This is a genomic window from Bacillus sp. PPSBB_2, assembly GCF_045291115.1.
Classification (GTDB): Bacteria; Bacillota; Bacilli; order Bacillales; family Bacillaceae_G; genus Bacillus_A; species Bacillus_A cereus.
This window is the reverse complement of sequence record NZ_CP147983.1, coordinates 3291420-3313422: the sequence shown is the minus strand read 5'-3', so window position 1 is coordinate 3313422 and position 22003 is coordinate 3291420. Positions and strand designations below refer to the sequence as shown.

Here is a 22003-nt window from a genome sequence, read left to right as displayed (position 1 = left end):
TTTTTAATTTAAAACTGTGATACTACTCACAGACTGTAAACTTCTATTGATTTAGTTGCCGAATCATACTACGTGTATAGCCCCCAATTTTCTTTGTCAAACCATCTACTATTCTAATACTTATGGCGGTAAATACTATACCCATAAACATTACAAAGAGTGACTTGGCAAAAGTATCTATCTGTATAAATATAATATTCATATCGATGTATCGATACAGTAGTGGTGCCAACAGGAACATAAGTGGCATTACATAAAAAATGATTGCACTAATGAGACTGAAAATGCCAATCACAAATTTCTGCATTAACCAATAGACAGCACACCAAGTGCGACGATCTGTAAGCGCTAATTTCACCTGAGCCCAGTTCGATGTATCCATTGTTATACTTCTATCGTAAGAGTCTGTTGAAATATCTGTATAAATTTTCGTTTGTATGCGCTCGAATTGGATAAAGGGTGTGGTAGTCTGTAGTACGCGTATAATTAATGGAATCCCAACAACAGTAAATGAAAGCGTTAAACTAAATAGCAGAGCTATTAGGTAAAAACAAAAATAAAAAAATCCTGTACCGAAAGTTAGCAATAAAAAATAACCATTATGGATGAATCTTGATTTCATAAAGTTCATCACTCCTATCTATGTAATAACCGAATCATACTGCTTTTTTTGTCAGTCTCACTAGTGTAAAAGTGTCATATGACAGTTCTAAATGATATTAAAAAGGGGAGAGCAGCCTACTTCTGTTTAAAAAAGATGCTTTTATCCCGCTATTTACTGGGCAGTAAGACTCCCACCTCAAAATTCAGCGTTAGGTGGGGGGGCGGGCTGCCGGTAAACGCACGATTGGTGAAGGCTAATAATCAGTGGGGGATGAACAAAAACCTGCTGATTAAAGTTTCACTTTATTAATCCCCACAAAACAACCCCGTTTTTGCATATGCAAGAACGGGATTATTTTGTACTTTTATTTAATATGAGATGGACTTGTTTTTCGAATATGAAAAATAATATCAAATTGCTCAAGCAATGAAGTTTCAAAGTATACCGAACTGTTCGGGATGATTTGTCCCCCTATACTTAGTAATGGTCTTTTTGCTTTAGCCCATTTCTCTGCTTGTCCTTTAAGGTGACGGTTATCCAATAAAAACATTTTATATGGCACTTTTCCGAGAGTATAATTGAAACTTTTTACATCTTGTGGAATAGTGTCTGTTGTAATCTTACCTCCAGTGGAAGGATCATATTCGCTGTATAAGGTGAAATTTCCCTCCGTAGTTGTACTACCAATTGTGACATAATTATTGTCTAAACGTTCCTTCAAAAACTGCCCCGCAACATAAGGGTATAATTTCTCATCGATAATTCCTTTAGCTATATGAATATTGTGTGCCCATACCATCGTTTTACCACCAAATGTCTCTTGTGCCCACATTGCATGATCGGCCAAGTATTGTTCATGTAGTTTTATTATACTTGGATAGTCGTTAGGAAGTAGCATTGTGGTAAATTTCTCTATTGCACTTGCCGTTGCTTTCGCCCAGATGTACTCGGATGGAATTATTTCTGCGTTGGCTTGCTCGTTCTCATCATTTAGTAATCGGGCTACTCTCTCAGCGTTTGCTTTGAACTTCTCTTTCAATTCAGGAGTAAGTTTCATATATTCTTGTATACTGCCGGTAAAAGATGATAATTCTTTATAGTTTTCTGCTACTTCTGTCAGCAAATCTGGTCGATGCACCCTTACATAATCAATTACTTTATTAAAGCTACTTTGGTCCAACGTTTTTAAGTCGAGTCCAATAAATTGGATCTTTTTTTTATTGGATGGATCAGCATTATAATCTTTCATCCACTCAATCATGGCTATGATTTCATCAGTAGGATATAACAATTTTAAAAATTCCCTAGGGTTTCCTTTTCCTGTTTGGATATATTCATTTAGCTTTAAGCCGTTTCCCCAATCTTCTTCCAGTGCGAAATTTGTAAAACCCATCTCAGTAACCAAATATTTCACAAGGCGAAATTTTATAGTGAAAATTTCAGAGCTTCCATGGGTATTCTCTCCTAATCCTACATATTGTGTGTTCCCAATCATTTTCTTAAGTGGTTTTAAATCTTCAAATGGTTTTGACGGCTCTATCGTTTTTAATGGGTTAGCCTGTGATTGTATTGATTTAACTATATTTTTTTGGATTGATTGACCTGAATTTTTGATTGCTACCGTTTGAGCGTTTCCTACTTCTACACATCCTGTGACTAATAAAGCTGTACTAACCATTGCAATTATTCTTTTCTTATTCATTTTTTTCCACCTCAATTGAATTATTTGTAAAAGCAAAATTGATTCATGTACTTGCACGAATCAATTGCCTTAATTCAATTGTTATTTATTCCATATCATATTTTCTAGTTACATATTGTCATAAGGTTAATTGACACAGGTCATAGATTAATCATTACACTTTTGTACTATCGGTTATGACAACTTATAAATAATAATTACATTGTTGAGCCGCAAGTAAGATTAGATTATGAATTTGGGAGGGATTGTAAAGATGAATGAATCTGTATGCCAAAATATCTTTATTCTAAGTTGTAGCTGTTGAAATGACAGGAAGTAATTTTGATAAACAAATGAATAAAAGGGGAAGGGCGGATTACAATGTTATTACGCGGAGAAGCATTCCACAATAAAGATAAAATCCAACGTGCTAAAATAGGACTTCAACTTTTTCTAAGTATCTTAACTATTACTTCTATTATCCTAAATGTACTAGTAATGATTACTAAAAGTATGCCACTTATTGTGGTATATATGTTTACCCCAGCATTTTCTTCTATTTTGACTCGCATAATATTGAAAGAAGGGTTTAAAGATGTATCTTTTAGTCTCGGTAACTTAAAGATATGGAAGGGGATTGGTTTTGCGCTGTTAATACCTATGATAATATGTGGAATTACTTATTCTATTGCCTGGTTTAGCGGACTTGTGAGGTTTCAGCCTCCGCAAGGTGGTATGCTAGAACCTATTTACAATATACTTGGATTTCAGTATCTACCGATATCATTAAGTTTCATTTTTATAGTAGTATTGAGCGGAGTTTTAGGAAGCTTGCTTAACTTAATCCCAGTTATGGGGGAAGAAATAGGATGGCGAGGTTATATGCTTACAAGACTAATCGATGCAAAGTTTTCACGTCCCATTCTTATTAGCGGATTAATTTGGGCAACGTGGCATGTTCCAATTGTTATTGCTGGTCTATATGTAGAGGGAACATCTGCCCTACTTTCAGTACTTGGCATCTATTTTTGTATTGTGCCATTCAGTTATATTACAGCTTATTTACGACTTATCACAGGTAGCGTTTGGCCTTCGGTTATCATTCATACTACTTGGAATGCCATTATTCAAGGACCTTTCGCACGTGCAAGTACAGGAGATCAAACTGAGATTTGGATTGGAGAATCTGGTTTGATAACCGCTATTATTATCTTGGCTACTGCAATAATTATGGCTCGAATCGTAAATTTTACTAAATAGCATACGGATGTGTTTTAAATTCAATTAGTGTAATATAACGAGGCTGAAATAAGATGCTCCTAAAAATATTAGAAAAAATCTAGTTGAACGGACTCTTACTTAATCTTAGGCTGCTGGACATGTGGTGATATCCCATCGTCATCAAGCTAAGAAAATAAACTAGGTTGCCATAAAAAACATAATATTTTCATTTAAAGGCTTGGAGATGAAATTTTATCATCTTCATCACGTTTGACCTTCAGGAAATAAAAAGTTAAACGATTATACAAATACTCTAACTGAAAAAACGATAGTCCTTCTATCAAAAATATAGAAGGACTATCGTTTATTTTTTTGACAAACTTAGGGGGTGATGTTCATAAAAATGGATAATATAATTCGTATTTTACGTAAAGAGAAAAAGTTTTCCAAAGAAGGTTTAGCTAATTTCCTTGGTGTAACGGTTGATTGAAATTTCACTTTATGACTTGTAAGTGACTGTTCAATGCATCGTACTATTAAAAAATCTAAATTTAATCATTAAATTGCGATAAAATGTGGTCGGAAATAATGAAATTTTAGGAAAAATAAGGTACACTAGTTTATGATTTTAGTTGAAAATCGTTTGACGTTAATGCATACGGGGGAAAGATTGATGAACAACAATACAACAAATGAATCAGTTGAAGAAATTGATCAAAAACGAGTAAGATCAAAAAAAACGTTATACAAATTAGAAGTTTATCGCAGTGGGTATTGGTGTAATTGCACTTCTTATTGGGGGAATGAGTTATTATCAGGCAACTCACTTCAATTCGAATGTTACAATTAATGACACAAAAGTTGGTGGTCTGAGCGCTGATCAGGCAATACAGAAATTAAAGGCATCTGGACTAGCAAACAAAGTCTATGTTGATCAACAACAAATTTTAGATGAAAAAGATACAAAAACGGAACTTACGGAAAAAGATTTGCCTCAAGTTAAGAAACTATTAAAAAGTCAGTGGACATTTTTCCCTTCCTCAAAGGGAGAAAATTATTCATTGCTACCAGAGAAGGCAGATCAGTATCGTAGCGAAACGATGAAAAAACTTGTAGAAGAAACGCTCATCTCTATGAATGAAAAATTAAAAGCGCCTCAAGATGCTATGGCGAAGCTAGAACAAGGGAAAATTGTTATTTCGAAAAGTGTGGAAGGGAAACAGTATGATGTTACTAGTCTACTGAAAGATTATGATAAGCAAAAATATAAAAGCGAAATTCATCTGAAGTCTGCATACATAAAACCTATTAAAGAAGACGATCCGATTGTCAAAAAAGAGGAGAAAGCACTACAGAATCTTCTTGGGCAGTCTGTTGAGTATAAAGTGCAGGATGAAGTTTATCCTTTAAAAGCGAAAGATTTAATTCAAAATGCCTCTATGTCAAAGGATATGAAAGTTACAATTGATGCGAGTGATATTAAGAAGAAAATTACTGAAATTAATAATGCCAAATCAACATTAAATAAAGATTTCTCATTTAAAACGCATTCCGGTTCAGTCATATCAGTAAAAGGACAAGGATACGGCTGGGCACTAGATGTTGAAAAAGAAACTAAACAAGTTCAACAAGCCTTTGAGAAAGGCGAAAAGTCGCTTTCTGCTTCTAATATTCACGGAAATGGTTGGGAGAAGGAAGGTATCGGTTATAAAACAACATCGAATAATGGCATCGGAGACACTTATGCAGAAGTTTCAATTGCAGAGCAACAAATTTGGATTTACAAAGATGGAAAATTAGTTGTTACAACAAATGTAGTAACTGGTAAACATAGTACTGGTGAAGATACATCACCAGGTGTGTGGTACGTCCTCTATAAACGAACACCATATACGCTAAGAGGTAACGCAGTAGGAAAAGCTAATTATGCGGTTAAAGTAGATTACTGGGTTCCATTCACAAATAGTGGTCAAGGATTCCACGATGCCGGCTGGCGAAAAGACTGGGGAAATAATGCTTATTTAACAGGAGGATCAGGTGGATGTGTGAACCTTCTTCCTAATGTTGCAAAAACTGTATATGATAGTTTGAACACGTATGATCCAGTTATCGTGTACTAAAAAATAGCTACGTATCTAGAAATAAACAAAGCAGAAAATCTTACCTGTTGGTATATGAAAAAACACCTCTTGCATTCGCATACTAAGTGTGCAAATGTAATGGAGGTGTTTTTGTTTGAATACAAAAGTGTATTGTTAATAAGAAACAAAGTAGGAAGAGATTAAGAATAAGTATTCAAATAGTCAATAAAATTGACAATGAATATCATTTTCACTTAATATAGAATCGTTGCATTTAATTAGACATGAATTTTTTGTTAATATAATAGAGTTCTATTAAGTTGTCACATTTAAGAACTATCATTAAATCTTTTAAGAATTTAAACGTAGGAAAGGGTAATATAAAATGAACTGGAAAAAAGGCGGATTATGGGTTATTATTTTTTTCGTTGTAAAAGGCACGATTTCTACACTTTTAATCGTTACAGGTGCTAAATATTTTGATTTATCATTTATGCAACTTATCTTATTAATTCTGACCTTATTAGTGATTTCTCTAATAAGCCGAAAATTGCTGTATAGACATAAACAAAACAAAAAGCAAAAAGAGCTAAATATATAATGAAGCCCCAGAGACCGTTGGATTTCTGGGGTTTTATTTCGATAGTGTTTTCATGTTTATACGTTACTATTTTGAAATGTGGAAAATCTTCATACTTCTACAATCTATATAAACGGCTTAAACTTCACATCTTATGAATTCCTTGAACCGCTAAACCTAAGCAAAATAATGAACTATCCTATAGAAGAAAGTTGAGGGAGCTAATCGCATATGTTTTATTGAAAGGATGTGATTGAATTATGGAACGGCCAAATTGGGGAATTGGAGGATTAGTATTCGTTGGCTGTATGTTTCTTGGTGGAGGAGTGGGATCTATGTTAGGTAATGCCCAAACTGGATGGCTAATAGGAATGGGCATTGGATTTCTTGGGATGGCTTTAACGAGACTGTTCAGAAAATAATGTAACTGAGATTCTTCTTCTGGTAAATAAGGAAATATGTAAGTAATTCATGGCATAAGAGTTCTATAAATTATAGTTAGAATCTTCTCTTTTGTATTTGTCTTTTCAAAATTTCTCCATACATAGATACGATTCTCAAGTCGGAGGATGGCACCTTAGGGTGTCTTTTTTATACTTTTTAAAAATGTCTTACCGTATAATAGCTGAGTTTTGCTTTCAGTCTCCGATGCCCATTAAACATAAAATGAAAATTCCGCACCATTTAAACTCTGATAACAATTCATACGATCAAGAATAATTGAGTTAATAGCTTTCGGTAGATTGTCATCATTTTTTTATAATACATTAGATTCATTACCGTTTCAGACCTATGTATTCATTCATAATCTAACAGTAAAAGGGGGGATGATTAAAGGTATGGCAGTTAATGAGGAATCAATTTGTCAACAGTTTGCAAGAATTATCGGTGGACAAGAAGGATTCGCCGGTGGGAAATGCGTGGCAACAATAAACAGGGATGAAATACGAGCAACAATCTTGGGAAAACGTTTTAGAGTAACCACTTCTTTTTCATTCGAATCACGAGACAATAAAACTGGACGGGCATTATGCCTAGGCCGAGTAGCACTCTTACAAAAAGAAGTCACTGAATTTGTGGCGACAATTATTAAACAAGGAATAATCGTTTCGTCTATACACAATGAGTGGTTATGTGATGATCCAAATTTGATTTACGTTAATATCGAAGACGTTGATGATCCACTAAATTTTGCAAGAAAAGTGAGAAGAGCATTGTGCAATTAACAATTTTTTTAGTTAATTGATTGATTACGTTAAATAGAAGATTTCAGCGTGTTGAATGTTATAGTTGTAAAATAGATTTAAGTGGATGGGTTTATAAAATGAAAGAAGGCATTCCGTATTTGGAATGTCTTTTTTATGTTTTTGTTGCTCATGAGGGTGGTTAACTGATTATATGCTGTTTATCTTGCAACAGCAAGAACTGGACGAGGTATCTTTAAAGGTATTTGACTATTTGTAGATACCATATTTTATCAAATGTTATTAGCATATCATAAAACGACAGGGGAGAAATCGCCAGAGAAATACGTCAAATTAGTCATTCCTTCTATAATCTAAGGGGGCGATTTTGTTTTCGAAAAATAATAGGTAAATCATTTGACAATTAAAATAATCTACTTTATTATATGTGCCATAGCATATATATGGTGAAACAAATACATTCATTGTGAATGATTGACTGGTATGCTATATCCTTTTATATCTTAATTTATAGAGGTGATATATGAACTTACATGATTTAATAGGCTATCTTGTTCATCGTACTGATGTGAAAATGACCAATTATTTTACGAAGAAATTAAAGCCGTATGGAGTTACGCCAGAGCAGTGGGGGATTATTAGTGTTCTTTGTAGCCAAAGGAGCACTACTCAAAAAGAGTTGGCGGAAGCTATTGATAAAGATCAAACTACTGTTGTTAGAATGATACAGTCAATGGAGAGAAAAGGGATTGTAAAGAAGGCTTTGAATGACCAAGATAGGCGTTCACATAACCTTTTTTTAACTCAAAAAGGTGACGAGTTAAAGAAAACAATCTTGCCTGTAGTGAAAGACGCTCACCATTTCGTTACGAGTAATTTGAGCGAGGAAGAAATTAAAGTATTACAATCGTTATTAAACAAATTGTATGATACACACTATTAATATTTGTTCCTTATTGATGCTATGCTATTCATAAGGAACAAACTTTGTTTTAGGTATTATATATGCTACAGCATATAATTTCGTTTGGACGAATGGGAAGATAACTTTATTTTGTATCATATCTGATTCAGGTTCACTTTTTTGCCTAGTACCAGTCAAATTTCCGCATTATATATGCTATAGCATGTAATTTTCGGCCCTTTAATATGGAAAAGGGTAATGTAAATGGAAGCGACTTCCATACAGGTAATCTCAGGAAATAGGATAAAGGTAGTGACTATTATCTGAACAATACTGAGTTTTTATCAAATAATAAGAAAGGTGTGATTACTATTTTAATTTTCATCAATATTGTAAAAGTAGTGTTGTTTCTGTTCTTTTTAATGACAGGAACGAAAATTATATCCGGGAAAATGGCAGATGAGTTCAAACGATTTGGTTTACCTTCGTTTTTTAATTTCTTAACTGGAGCTTTTGAGATTGTAGGAGCGATTGGAATGTTGATAGGAATTTGGATTTCAACAGTAGCTTTATGGGCAGGATTGTTATTAGGCGGTACGATGCTTGCAGCTGCATTAACGCTAATTGTATTAGCGAGAGATCCCTTTAAGAAAGCGATACCTGCACTTGTTTTGTTTGTCCTTAGTTTAGGGATAAGTTTGTATCACATTTTTTAAAAATAACCGAAAACTATTAAATTTTCACTTTATGCGTTCAAGTTACTATCATTATGTGATTATTTTACAAATAGGGGGATTCTCAAATTAGTGCTTGAATAATAATAGCACTACGAATTTAGACATTACGATCATTCGGATCATAATCAGTAAAAGAATGGCAAGAATTTTATATTAAAAATAGGAGTGAGTGAAAATGGCATATTTATTACAAGTTGATTTTCCGTTTGAGGGTCCTTTTGGTGAAGAAATGGAAAAAGGATTTTGGGATTTAGCAAATAGTATTAACGAAGAAGAAGGATTCCACTGGAAAATATGGACTGAGAATAAAGAAACAAAAGAAGCTGGAGGCATTTATGTATTTGAAGAAAAACAAGATGCTGAAAAATACGCGGAAATGCACAAGAGCAGACTTGAAGCAGCTGGTGTAAAAGATATTAGAGTGAAAATTTTTAACATCAATGAAAAGTTAACTAAGTTGAATCGTGGGTATATTAAATAATTTCGAAAGTCGGAGCAAGCGTAAAAAGGAGGGGGATAATCCCCTTCTTTTTTTAATTCTTAAATTGATGGTGAGGGGACTCGCATAAAAAATAAACCTAGTACTATTATGAGATATTTTTTATTTGAACAATCTACAAGACTTCCTGATCAAATATTAGTAAACAATGTTGATAAAGCCCTAATAATATATATACCAGAGACAGCAATTATCGATTCTGTTATGTTAAGAACCACTAGGTTTAGAGCAATAATGTAGATTTTCGTTTTACTTTTATCTCAGCAAGTATAACACCGCTTAGAATAAGTAATGCTCCGATATACCCTTTGAGTGACAATACTTCGTTCATGAACAGGTATGCAAATAGTGCAGAAAATACAGGTTCTAATGAAAAAATGAGTCCTGTATGTGTCGGTGTTGTGTATTTCTGTGCCATCGCCTGAATGATGTAGGCAAAAGCACTGCAGAATATACTTAATACCAGTACAGCGATCCAACTTTCTTTAGTGGATGGAAGTTGCGGTTCTTCGAAAATCAAGGCAGAGAGTACGCCAAACCCTCCTGCAAATCCCAACTGAAGAATTCCAAGCTGCAATGTATTGGCAACTTTAGCCGCCCTTCCGGTGACAATAATATGAAAAGCATAAAAGAGAGCAGCGAGTATACAGAGTAAATCTCCAGAATTAAGTGTTAATTGATTATTCAAAGTCAGTAAACCAATTCCAGTCATTGCCACAAGGGAACTAATGATTAGTCTGTAGCTCAGTCGATCCTTAAAAAGAACGATAGATAATAAAGGGATAAAGATTACGGTCAAACTGGCTAGAAAACCAGCATTTGAAGCTGATGTCGTTTTTAAACCTAAGATGACTGAAGCAGATACAACGAAAAGTAAAAATCCTAGAATAAAGCCGTATTTTAAGGTGACAAAATGAATTGAACGAAATTGTTTAAAAAAAACAGCAGCACAAACCAAAAAAGCAATACCAAAGCGTAATGCAACAAGAGAAAATGAAGGGACAGTTTCCAATCCGATTTTCATAAAAAGGTAGGAAGTACCCCAGGTCATTGTAACAAGTAAGATCATAAGATTAGCCTTTATTGGTTTCATTTTTAGTTCTCCTTTAAAATTTTTATGTACTTAGTTTAATTGTGATTCAAGTATTAGTAAAACGAATATATGTAATGTTATACTTGAACAAAATTCATACATGAGAAAGTAGGAGAATCGATGAGTCTGACTAAGTTAGAAATCTTTCTGAAGACGGTTGAAATGGGGAACTTATCAAGAGCGGCCAAAGCACTGAATGTGACTCAGTCAGGTGTCAGCCATGCGATTAGAAGTCTTGAATTGGAGTATGGTTTTCAACTGTTATCCCGGAATAAAACAGGTGTTCGATTAACAGAAAATGGTGAGCGTGTTTTAACGCATGTTCGTGAAGTAGTAAATCATAATGAGCGATTGAAGCAAACTGTTGCAGAGATTAATGGGATAGTGGCAGGAACCTTGCGCATCGGAACCTTTACAAGCGTTTCTATTCACTGGTTGCCTGCAATCATTCATCGATTTCACTTGGAATATCCTCGAATTGAAATCAAATTAATGGAAGGTGATTATGGAATGATTGAAACGTGGATTCAACAAGGGGTGATTGACTTAGGTTTTATGTCACTACCGTCGTCTGGCCATCTAGAATCTATTCCACTAAGAAAAGATCGAATGCTATGTGTCCTTCCTAAAAATCACTCATTAAGTAAACAATCTATAATTCAGTACGATCAGCTCAAGAAAGAGCCTTTTATTATGCCTGCTTCTTCATGTGGTTACGATGTTAGGAAAGTATTACAAGCTGCTAGGGTTCATCTCGATATCCAATTTGAAACCGGTGATGATCATGCGATTGTCGCGATGGTGGAGAACGGGCTTGGAATCAGTGTCATGTCTGAACTCGCATTACAAGGACAATGCGAAAATGTTACGGTTGTGGAATTGGAAGACAAACCTAAACGATCGCTTGGGTTGTCACTTACTTCAATTAAACACGCATTACCAGCGACAAAACGTTTTATCGAACATACCCAAAAATGGCTGGATGGCGATTGAATATAGAGGCAAGCAAAAGAAAATTAACATTTTATGATATTTAGTCCATATAGGGGTAGCACCACATCACTATCAAGCTAAGAAAATACAACTACCCCCAGAACGAAATTTTGTGCTAACTTGTAACAAAAAAGCCCATTTTTTCGTTTTGAGGTATTTCAAAATATGAGTTGGATAGGCATGTACGGTGATCCCTACTTAATTATTAGAAAAATATTAGTTTTTAAATTGTATACATGCTGATCACGGTGATTTTTCGATGCACCCATCATAATGAATCTCTCCTTTTCTTCTTTTTATCAGTATTGGTAGGTAAAGAGGGGGCCAGGCACAAAAACAGGTTGTGGAGAAATTCTTCTTCACAACCTGAGATTAGGTTATATATCCAAATATGACCTGTTCTTTTAACTATTTAGTCTTTTATAATCTGTTATAGTCGATATAACTAGAGTCATAATAAATCCACTGACCTGTTCCAATTCTTAGCCAACCATTCTTTTCTTCATATACTGTAACTTTTTCGCCTTTACTTGTCTTTCTAACAATAGAATAGTTTGTACCTGATCCGCTTCGAACATTTACCCCAATACCATTAATTTGAGCCGTTCCAATTACCTTTTCAACACTACCATTTTCAATTACTTGTAGCATATTTAGAATGAATGTTGCTGTTTCACCACGAGTTGTTGTTCCTTTAGGGTCGTATTGATTGTCACCCTTACCTTTTACAATACCTAGACCATACAATCTTTGTACGTCTTCTTTATAGCTAATTTGGTCTTTGTCTGAGAATGGTAGGTTTACAACTGGTCCCCATATACCTTTATACTGTAAAGCCTTATTTACAATAATTGCTGATTCTTCTCTTGTAATGGGTGTGTTTGGGTCAAAATAACCATCACCTCTACCTAGAATAATACCTGCACTTGCAGCACGTTTAATACCATCTCGTAAAGTTGAGTTTGCATCGTTTAGGTCTTTAAATGAAGCATCTCCAGCTGGCAGGTTTAGAGATTTAGAGATTAATTGAGCAAATTCGGCTCTTGTTATCGCTCTATTAGGTGCGAAAACTCCGTTTCCTTCGCCTATCATAATACCCCTTCTATTTAACTCTCGTATAGCTTCTTCATACCAACCTCCAGTAATGTCATCTTTTGGTTGATAAAGATTATTATAATACCCACCAACACCATTTACGAATGCATCCCATTGTCCATTATTAATCATATTAGCAGGACAGATTTTACCACTCCATTTTTGGTGTTTTACAATGTTATTTAACGGTACACCAGTTTCTTTCATTAAATAAGCTACAAGTTTCTTAGCATTATCTACCGCTTTACTATAGTTACCGTCACTGTTAACTGCGATTTCAATTGCAATAGATTCTCTATTACCTGGACCATCACCGTCTCCTGCGTGCCATCCGTTCTCGTTTAATGGTAGGTGTTGATAAATCTCTTTATCGTCTACTGTAAAATGCCACGATGCAGCTCGGTCTGTGTTGCCTACTGCTTGGTTATATAGGTATTGGGCGTGGTTTCTAGCACCTGCTCCTACACTTGTATTATCAGTCTCATGAATTGTAATGTATTTTGGACTCATATAGTTTTGAGGACGAATATTATCGTTACCTGCTGGAACAATCCATTCAGTGAATGGAACACCATTTATTGTACTAGAGGTGCTAGGTGATATGGGAGACAGACTACGTTTTGTTCTGTTTGAATTGTTAGGAACAGTTAGTGTACCTGTTTCTTCATGAATACCTTCTGAACGTTGAAGACTATCTACTTTCTTATTGTCGACAGTACCTCCACCACGTCCGTCTACCTCTTCAAAACTAGCTTCAATACTTTTTAAAGCCTGTTCATCTGATGTTGTTTTACTTTGTTCCTGAACGTTTGTAGGTTGCTTATTGTTTACTAATTGTTGTTCCTCTGCAAACGATACTAATGGTGAAGATAATACCGTTAATCCTGCCGTGAATGCTACTACTTTTTTATTAAATTTAATGTTCATTTCTAATTTGGTATACCTCACTATTTTAATAGATATACCTTCCTCCTTGTACTTCTTTTAGTGTGAATGTTAGTTTAGATACTGGTAGCCTGAACCCTCAAAATAACAGATTGGTTTTACATTTCATATGTCAAACTGACATCTATAAGTCCTACTTGAAATGTTAGTACTTTAGAATTATAACACAGCACGGTTGCGATACTTCCAAGACTCTTGCAAGTGATCTCCTAATCTTAGATATACTGATAGTATGAATCTAAAAAAGGGCATGATTACATCGCTATCCAGCTAAGAATTTTCTAACACTCCAAACCGAGCTAACTTCTCATGGATAACTGTAGAATGAGCATTTTTATAGCTTTTTCGATTATTTTTTAGAAGATTTAGAGGTGGGAGTTGAAAATGGGTTTTATTTTAGTGTAAAATTACACTAAAATAAACATTTGTTACCTCGGAGGGAAGAAAGTGAATAAGGAGCTTATAATTGAACTCATTTCAACGAAAGCAAAGTTAATACGTACTGAAAAAGGGTATACACAAGATAAAATGGCTGAAGCTCTCGGCATTTCAAAAAAACGCTTGTTCAAATTGAGAAAGGGAGAACAAATGCAGGTTGGACCAACACCGTTGCTATTTGTGCATTGTTTAGGGATAGTGAGGTTTTACAGTCTTCTCTTGGAGATGATCCATTAGTAGTAATCGAGACAATGGCCCACAATAGCACTAGCAAATTCAAAGAAAAAACATTGGGAGGAAAAGTGTGGTGGAAACAGATTCAAGAAAAAGGGAACTTTCGTTTACAACAAAATCTAATAAGTCAGCACTATCGTATTTTAGACAAATATGATTACCGTTGGTTTAATTCGTTCGATCTTGAAGAAGCTTTAGAACAACTTGATACACTAGCAACCGATTCAGACAATTAAATAACCCCTTAAAACTATAATGAGCGAAAATAAGTAGGAGGAAATTATATATGATTATCTTAAGTCTTCTTTGGATTCTCTATGTACCTTATCTTGTATTATGCGGTCTTGTCGGTGGGATCTATCTAATTATTACTGGTGTTAAATATCGCAAATTACTAGCCAGTGTAATGGGATTACTCAGCGTTTCTTTTGTCGTACTGCCTTATGTTTTTTGGGGTATGGGGGTTGATGGAGATAAATATCTTCCCATTCCAACCGAACTATATTGGATTCTATTTTCTTTAACTGGGCTAATAGCAGCATTCATTGGATTACGGTCAAAAATTAAAGGTATACGCTATATGGGATTTATTATTTTTACTAGTGGAATAGTAGGCGACCTTTTCTATTATTTAATGTCTGTACCTGATTCAATGTATATTGGATAGTTTTTTTCAAACTCAACGCATCTAATACTATATGGTGACTGAATCCAATTGGATAATACAACAAAGGTAGTGGATAAATCACTGTCTTTTTTACATAAACCATTTACCTATCAGATGGGTTGCACATAACCGTTGTATTTCATTAAGTACATAAAAGGTAGCATATAGATAGCTATCTGTAATTTCTACATTCTTCGACCAGTTTCCATCACGATACGTATTCTATTCTTTGTACAAACAATAGGTAGACTTTGCATTCTTGGATATGATTTGATCCATGGGGGTGAAAATATGCGAGAGAATCCGCTATGGATGCTATTTATTATCACTTCGGTCATGTAAGGGTATCTATCCATGAGCAGTAATGTGCAACATGAATATATGAAAAAGAATTCAAAAAAATCACTCTTTACAAGTTTTCTTATATTATTAGTGATTGTACTTGGTTTATCTTAACTTACATCGATTAGTCCAGAATCTAGTACAAGAGATGGGATATTACTAGGTATTATCGTGTTCATTTACGACTCATTCCTATTATATATGTCTATCAATTATGAATGAAACAATTTGCTGTTTTAGAAGAGGAATATTTCATAAGCATAATCTATACAAAGTAGGAACACCCCACTTGGACACTTAACTAAGTGGGGTGTTTTTTTTATGATTTTAACCAAGAAGATTCCTTCCTTAAGGAGCGTGAAGGGTCACAGCTCAGTGAGTAGGTGGGAGATGAGTTTCGGAAAATTCATTAAAGTATATATTCAGATAGAGAAAATAGTTGCACCTACTGTAGAACCAGGCTAGTCTCCGTCTTTAATTATATTTTGCAAAAGAACAAAAAATAGTAAATTAGAAAAATGACTTAATACTTGCTAAGATTGTAAGTACTCCTACAATAATAACAAATACATTGCTCATTTTACCTCTATATTTAGCTAATACCGGTACTTTACGGATCGCATACATTGGTAATAGACATAAGATAGCAGCAACTAATGGACCGCTTAGAGCGTCAATGAGCCCAAGAATACTTGGATTTGCATAAGCAACATACCAGCATGTTAATACGACAAAAGTAAGAATTACTGTCTTAACTGTTTTTTCTTCTATATCTTTTCCACGTGTTTTACCAAATTTGATAATCATGTCACGCATTACTTCATATGATCCTATATAATGGCCAAGGAAAGACTTTGTTATAGCCATAAAAGCAATAATAGGAGCTGCAATCGTAATTACTGGCGAATTAAGTTCATTAGCGAGATAGGATAGGATTGATAAGTTCTGCTCTTTTGCCACTTTTAAATCATCTGGAGTCAAACTCAGTGCGCTGCTCCAAACGAAGAACATAACAACAACGAACGTCATGATATAACAAACTTTTTGTATTTGCGCACATTTAGCATCAGTTGCTTCTATTCCATACGTAGATCTTTGTTTTATCACAAAAGACGAAATCATTGGAGAATGGTTGAATGAAAACACTATGATAGGTAGTATCATCCATATCGTTCCAAAATAACCTGTTCCGGTTGAAGCAGTAGAGACATCTGAAAAACTAAGCATTGATGTGTTCCATTGAGGAATTAGAGATATTGTGATAAATAGTAGAGAAGCTATGAAAGGGTATACTAGCAAGCTCATAATTTTTACAGTGATATCTTGACCAAAATTTAGTATAGCGATAAGACCCAGTACTAAGACAAGCGATAAAATGGCTCTTGAGGGCTCTTTCATATGTAATTGATTCACAATAAAACTACTTGCAGTATTTGTAAGTGCAACTGAATACATCAAGACAATTGTATAAATTGAGACGAAGTATACGATGTTAAAAATAATACTCGCCTTATTTCCGAAATACTCTCTTATTGTCCCCGTAATTCCCTCATCGGCAGAATTGGAAGCATATATCATTTTAGCAAGCGCTCTATGTGAGTAATACATAACTGGATAGGCAAGTAATGTAATGAGTAATAATGATAATAAACCACCTGAACCTGCATTAATTGGTAAAAAGAGTACTCCTGCTCCAATCGCTGTCCCAAAAAGGCTCAATGCCCACGTAGTATCTTGCTTATGCCACTTTTTAGGATCCAAATATTTATCGTTTGTAATCACAGTATTTTCAGATTGCAATTCTATTTTTTTAGCAGTATTCCCATTCATATAATAAATCCTCCTTGTATCCTATTCTTAAGTCTTAGGAATATAAGTCGTTCTGGAAAATGAATCTCCTACAAGTTCCTCAAATCGTGTGTTCTTCTCTAATTGAATCTAAAACCTAATGTTTGTTAACGCTTTCAAAATATTTTGATTGTAGATGGGTATATTTAAGTGAATAAGGATTAAAAAATTGTAAGTATGTCCAGAATTCCCCCTAAAACTATTGCTTTTAATTCGTGAGACATCTGTCTTCCATCCCTTTATATCGTTTCAATAACCTCGTCAACATTGTAGAAATTGCTAAGGCATAGCTAATGCGATGTCTTTTGCTACTAAAGAATTTTTAATGAATTTTCTTTTTGATTACACACCTTTCTGTGAGTGATTTTTTCATCTTGTCCAATTTTAGAAAGTTGATATTTTCTAAGGTGCTAATAGGTTATCCCTAGACGTCCCTATTATAGCTTGTATATTTATAAGTTGAATATTTTTGTATTTTAAGAAAAAATGAACAAACAGAATTTTGAATAGGTAATAAATTCAACATTACATGTAGTATTTGTGTCTAATGTTTGAAACTGTATTAGTTAGAGGGAAATCAGCAGTAATACAGGGGTTCTTACATTTTCACATTGTTTATATTGGTAATCTCTTGTTAAGATACCTATATTTCTCTTTTTTGAAATATCTTATTTTTAGCGTGAAAGCTGTTGTAATAAATAATACATATAGATGATAAGAACTTATGTTAGGACATGTATAGGTGAGATGTTGAATATTAAATAGTTAATTTGTATTTAAATTCATTTTTCAGAATAAATAAACTTTTATGTGAAGTCAAATTCCTATCAAATTAATACAGCTAAATGTTATTAAAATAAAAAATAATCAATTATAAAAGTAATTTTGAACGTAAGGAATTTGTAAGGAAGAGGTAAGAAAAAAGAGATTTTCATTGTGTAAGATGAAAACGTAAAGAAGAGTGAGAGGAGAAAAAATACTATATATTTCTATAAAAAAACAAATCAATTAATAAGACTTGTTTGGAGGAAAAGAGACATTACAAAAGTTAACATACATCTCAAAAAAAGGATAGACTATTTTTTAGGTCAGAAAGCCGTGTGATTCGTTCCAAACAGCAAATAACCATTTATACAATATGAATAGGGGAGAGGATTATTTTGATGAAAAAGCATCGTCAAATTACATGTACAGGTTTAGCCCTTTTAATAACTGGAGGTTCCCTGCTTTATACAACTCCAACCTCAAGTGTAAAAGCGGAGTCCATTCAAAATGTATCTAGTTCGTTACAAACAAGCACCCAAAGAGATCATAATTCCGTCAAAGAGGCAATGCGGGATACATTGAAACTAGGATATCCAGGGATACTTGCTAAAACTTCTGAGAGTGGAAAAACATGGAGTTATGCGGCTGGTGTAGCTGATCTGAGTACTAAGAAACCAATGAAAACAGATTTTCGTTTTCGAATTGGCAGCGTGACAAAGACGTTCACTGCAACAGTTATACTTCAATTAGCAGGAGAAAACCGCTTAAATCTAGACGATTCTATTGAAAAATGGATACCTGGTGTCATTCAAGGAAATGGATATGATGATAAACAGATTACTATCCGCCAATTATTGAACCACACAAGTGGTATCGCTAATTACACAAGGTCAAAGGATTTTAATATGATGGATACAAAAAAATCTTATACTGCTGAAGGATTAGTAAAGATGGGAATATCCATGCCTCCAGATTTTGCTCCAGGAAAGAGCTGGTCGTATTCAAATACAGGATATGTATTACTAGGAATTCTTATTGAAAAAGTAACTGGGAACAGCTATGCGGAAGAGATTGAAAATCGAATTATTGAACCACTTGAATTAGCGAATACATTCTTACCTGGAAATTCAAGCGTCATTCCAGGAACCAAGCATGCCCGTGGATATATCCAATTAGACGGAGCAAGTGAGCCGAAAGATGTTACTTATTATAACCCAAGTATGGGGAGCTCGGCCGGAGATATGATTTCTACAGCTGATGATTTAAACAAATTCTTTTCTTATTTACTTGGGGGCAAATTATTGAAAGAACAGCAACTAAAGCAAATGCTTACAACAGTCCCTACAGGAGTAGATGAGCTTGGTGATTCCGGGCTTGGAATTTTCAAAATGAAGCTTTCAAACGGTGAATCGATATGGGGGCATGGAGGAACCATTCCTGGTTTTTTAACTTTTGCTGGGGGCACACTTGGAGGCAAGCATACATTGGCCGTCAATTTAAACAGTATTAAAGCTGATAGTCCTGATCCTTTTAAAAATATTTTACTTGCTGAATTTAGCAAGTAGGTCAAAGAGGAGAACGGATAAATTTTATCATATTTTCATAGTGGAACAAACAAATGATGAAAACGGTCACTTATCTAAGGAGGTAATTCCGTGATGAAAAATAAGCTAACTGGTGTGTTAGCCACTGCATTAGCGGTAACTATGATTCTACCAACAGGAGTGAAAGCATTTTCTGAAAGTGAGACTACAGTTGTAACTGGTGAAGAAGTAGCTAGTCAGGAACTGAAGAAGATTGCAGCAGAGAAGGCGGAGCTACTTACAAAGTCTTATGAAGCGAATAGCGTGCAGTATGCGCTAATTGATAATGGAAAACTTATTTTGTCGGGTCAGGCTGGCAAGAATGATTTGGAAGGGGAAAAGCCGCTAACCAAAGATACTCAATATGGGATTGGTTCAGTCAGTAAAATGTATGCAACAGCGGCTGTAATGAAATTGGTCGATGAAGGAAAAGTCGATTTGGATGCTCCTGTTGTCCGCTATGTTCCTGATTTTAAGATGAAAGACGGTCGATCCAAACGTATTACACCGCGTATGTTATTGAATCACTCCTCTGGATTGCAAGGTTCTACGTTAGGTAATGCATTTTTATTTAACGATAATGATACCTATGCCCATGATACCTTGTTACAGCAATTGTCAAATCAAAACTTGAAGGCGGACCCTGGTGCTTTCTCGGTATACTGTAACGATGGTTTTACGCTGGCCGAAATTTTGGTGGAAAGAGTTAGTGGTATGAGTTTTACTGAATTTCTACATCAAAACTTTACAGGACCTTTAAAGATGAATCATACGAAAACACCGCAGGACAAATGGAGGGATGAAAATCGGGCTGGACTATATTACCCGGCGTACCAAGGACAACTTCCAATTGAATCGGTGAATGTTATTGGTACGGGAGGTATTTCTTCCACGGCAGAAGATATGGTGCGATTCTCACAACTATTTATGGGACAGGGAAAAGGAATCCTCTCTGATAAGGTAGTTAAGGCAATGGAGCAAGAGGAATATAAAAAAGGAATGTGGCCGGGGGCTGGAGATAATATTTTTAACTATGGTCTTGGCTGGGATAGTGTGAAACTATACCCATTCAGTGAATATGGGATCAAAGCTTTGGCTAAGGGCGGCGATACGGCATTGCAACATGCTATATTAGTCGTGCTTCCGGAACAGAAAATAGCAGCGGCTGTATTGACATCTGGTGGCCGGAGCTCTACAAATCAGCTAATGGCAACTGAATTGCTGCTCGCTACGCTTAAAGAAAAAGGTACGATTAAGGAAATCAAGCCGAACAAATCCTTTGGTAAGCCGGTCAAAGTCAAAATGCCTCAAGGCGTAGCAAAGAAAGCAGGATTTTATGGCAATAGCGAAACTCATTTCAAAATTGAAATTACGAAGAACGGTGAACTATTCTTACCATCTAATCCAGAAGAAAAATATGTATATACTGCTGATGGAAGCTTTATTAATGAGGGGGGTACTTCCAAGCTCAACTTCGTAACCGAGAAGAATGGAAGAACTTATTTGAAGGAGAGCGCATATAAATCTCATCCAGGTTTAGGGCAAAGTGTGATGACCCACTATTTAGCTGAGAAACTAGAAGACAACGTGCTTTCGAAGAAAACCGCTGCTGCATGGGCAAAGAGGGAAGGTGTCAAGTATTATCGTGTAAACGAGAAATTTAGTTCTATTCAATATCTTGTTCAATCGAAACATCTTAGTACTCAAATTACTCGCAAGGAAGGCCCAGCAGGCTATTGGGATGGCAAAAAAATTACAGGTCCGAACACCGCAGTGCATCAGATCCAAGTACCCGTGATGAATGGTCGTGATACGACGGAAACGCATTTCTATACAGAAGGCGGCAATGAATATATGGAGATGGCTGGATTGTTATACGTAAGTGAATCTAATGTAAAACCAATTGATGTAGGCCAATCATCCAAAGTTACGTTGGATGCAAATGGGCATGCGAAATGGTTTACAATTCCACAAGCGGCAACAGACAAAAGGATGACCGTGACGCTGCCATCAAATGGTTCATTTGCGGTGTATGATGAGAAGGGAGTTTGCGTCAACTTCACCATTGTGAGTGGCAATAACAAGGTGGAACTTCCGAAGAACGGAACAATCGTATTCGCTGGGGCACCGAAATCGGAATTTGCAATCTCGGTGAACTAGCTATAATTTAAGATGATCTTAAACAAAACCAGTACGGTACAGAAAAGATGTATTACTGGTTTTGTTTGTATTTATGCATTCTTAATGAAAAAACTTGAATAATATCACGCTCAAGCACTATAAAAACATCAAAACTAGAAAATTAGTATCTCTAGAAGATGTACAGTTTTTTGGGAGTTGAATAATTTTAACAGCGTAGAGAGATTAAATTTCTACTCTTTTTCTTCAATTAATAGAAATGTATGTATATACACATTGTATTTTTATTCCATAACTTTCAAAATTTTGTTCACGATAGTTTGATATTGTAAAAAAGAAAATATGTGGC

General features: G+C 34.9%; 16 protein-coding genes and 3 pseudogenes. 13 read left to right on the top strand and 6 right to left on the bottom strand.

Annotated elements, in window-relative coordinates; genetic code table 11:
• Positions 1-43: 43 nt before the first annotated feature.
• Positions 44-622, bottom strand: a complete 579-nt coding sequence (locus V6946_RS16400) for a sensor domain-containing protein (RefSeq protein WP_006922767.1) — start codon at positions 620-622, stop codon at positions 44-46.
• Between the two features lie 346 nt (positions 623-968).
• On the bottom strand, positions 969-2306 hold the full coding sequence (locus tag V6946_RS16395; RefSeq protein ID WP_406622074.1) for an erythromycin esterase family protein: 1338 nt from the start codon (positions 2304-2306) through the stop codon (positions 969-971).
• Positions 2307-2666: 360 nt separating this feature from the next.
• Here V6946_RS16395 and V6946_RS16390 point away from each other — a divergent pair, with 360 nt between their 5' ends.
• The 8 genes and pseudogenes from V6946_RS16390 (at position 2667) to V6946_RS16355 (ending at position 9494) form a co-directional block, all read left to right on the top strand.
• Complete coding sequence (locus V6946_RS16390; protein ID WP_006922764.1) at positions 2667-3545, top strand: CPBP family intramembrane glutamic endopeptidase; 879 nt, start codon at positions 2667-2669, stop codon at positions 3543-3545.
• Between the two features lie 634 nt (positions 3546-4179).
• A pseudogene (locus tag V6946_RS16385) lies at positions 4180-5626 on the top strand (L,D-transpeptidase family protein).
• A gap of 346 nt (positions 5627-5972) precedes the next feature.
• Positions 5973-6188: a hypothetical protein gene (locus V6946_RS16380; protein ID WP_001104104.1), complete on the top strand. Its 216-nt coding sequence runs from the start codon at positions 5973-5975 to the stop codon at positions 6186-6188.
• A gap of 239 nt (positions 6189-6427) precedes the next feature.
• Positions 6428-6589: a hypothetical protein gene (locus tag V6946_RS16375; RefSeq protein WP_000441009.1), complete on the top strand. Its 162-nt coding sequence runs from the start codon at positions 6428-6430 to the stop codon at positions 6587-6589.
• Between the two features lie 417 nt (positions 6590-7006).
• Complete coding sequence (locus V6946_RS16370; RefSeq protein WP_002204749.1) at positions 7007-7393, top strand: DUF1259 domain-containing protein; 387 nt, start codon at positions 7007-7009, stop codon at positions 7391-7393.
• 502 nt (positions 7394-7895) lie between these two features.
• The gene (locus V6946_RS16365; protein WP_006922752.1) at positions 7896-8315 is read left to right on the top strand and encodes a MarR family winged helix-turn-helix transcriptional regulator; all 420 of its coding nucleotides are present in this window, start codon (positions 7896-7898) and stop codon (positions 8313-8315) included.
• A 326-nt stretch (positions 8316-8641) separates the two neighbouring features.
• Positions 8642-8992, top strand: coding sequence for a DoxX family protein (locus V6946_RS16360; protein WP_033685496.1), 351 nt, complete (start codon positions 8642-8644; stop codon positions 8990-8992).
• Positions 8993-9188: 196 nt separating this feature from the next.
• On the top strand, positions 9189-9494 hold the full coding sequence (locus tag V6946_RS16355) for a monooxygenase (RefSeq protein ID WP_006922748.1): 306 nt from the start codon (positions 9189-9191) through the stop codon (positions 9492-9494).
• Between the two features lie 89 nt (positions 9495-9583).
• On the opposite strand, the pseudogene V6946_RS16350 reads toward V6946_RS16355, so the two are convergent.
• Both V6946_RS16350 and V6946_RS16345 read right to left on the bottom strand, forming a co-directional pair.
• Positions 9584-9754, bottom strand: a pseudogene (locus V6946_RS16350) (MFS transporter); the annotation flags it as partial.
• Positions 9736-10605, bottom strand: coding sequence for a DMT family transporter (locus V6946_RS16345; RefSeq protein ID WP_000802594.1), 870 nt, complete (start codon positions 10603-10605; stop codon positions 9736-9738). The pseudogene V6946_RS16350 and the gene V6946_RS16345, both read right to left, overlap by 19 nt.
• A gap of 120 nt (positions 10606-10725) precedes the next feature.
• On the opposite strand from V6946_RS16345, the gene V6946_RS16340 reads away from it, so the two are divergent.
• Positions 10726-11598 carry a LysR family transcriptional regulator gene (locus V6946_RS16340; protein ID WP_006922746.1) on the top strand — a complete coding sequence of 291 codons (873 nt, stop codon included), beginning with the start codon at positions 10726-10728 and terminating at the stop codon, positions 11596-11598.
• Positions 11599-12018: 420 nt separating this feature from the next.
• Here V6946_RS16340 and V6946_RS16335 read toward each other — a convergent pair whose 3' ends face one another.
• On the bottom strand, positions 12019-13620 hold the full coding sequence (locus V6946_RS16335) for an S-layer homology domain-containing protein (protein ID WP_086385057.1): 1602 nt from the start codon (positions 13618-13620) through the stop codon (positions 12019-12021).
• 465 nt (positions 13621-14085) lie between these two features.
• On the opposite strand from V6946_RS16335, the pseudogene V6946_RS16330 reads away from it, so the two are divergent.
• Positions 14086-14546: pseudogene (locus V6946_RS16330) on the top strand (helix-turn-helix transcriptional regulator).
• Positions 14547-14596: 50 nt separating this feature from the next.
• Positions 14597-14977: a hypothetical protein gene (locus V6946_RS16325; protein ID WP_006925704.1), complete on the top strand. Its 381-nt coding sequence runs from the start codon at positions 14597-14599 to the stop codon at positions 14975-14977.
• Between the two features lie 852 nt (positions 14978-15829).
• Here V6946_RS16325 and V6946_RS16320 read toward each other — a convergent pair.
• Positions 15830-17149 (bottom strand): aromatic amino acid transport family protein, encoded by a 1320-nt coding sequence (locus V6946_RS16320; RefSeq protein ID WP_366982074.1) that lies wholly within the window; start codon positions 17147-17149, stop codon positions 15830-15832.
• A gap of 1181 nt (positions 17150-18330) precedes the next feature.
• On the opposite strand from V6946_RS16320, the gene V6946_RS16315 reads away from it, so the two are divergent.
• The gene (locus V6946_RS16315; RefSeq protein WP_033692716.1) at positions 18331-19497 is read left to right on the top strand and encodes a serine hydrolase; all 1167 of its coding nucleotides are present in this window, start codon (positions 18331-18333) and stop codon (positions 19495-19497) included.
• Between the two features lie 93 nt (positions 19498-19590).
• Positions 19591-21675 (top strand): serine hydrolase, encoded by a 2085-nt coding sequence (locus V6946_RS16310; RefSeq protein WP_006925649.1) that lies wholly within the window; start codon positions 19591-19593, stop codon positions 21673-21675.
• The last annotated feature ends 328 nt before the right edge of the window (positions 21676-22003 follow it).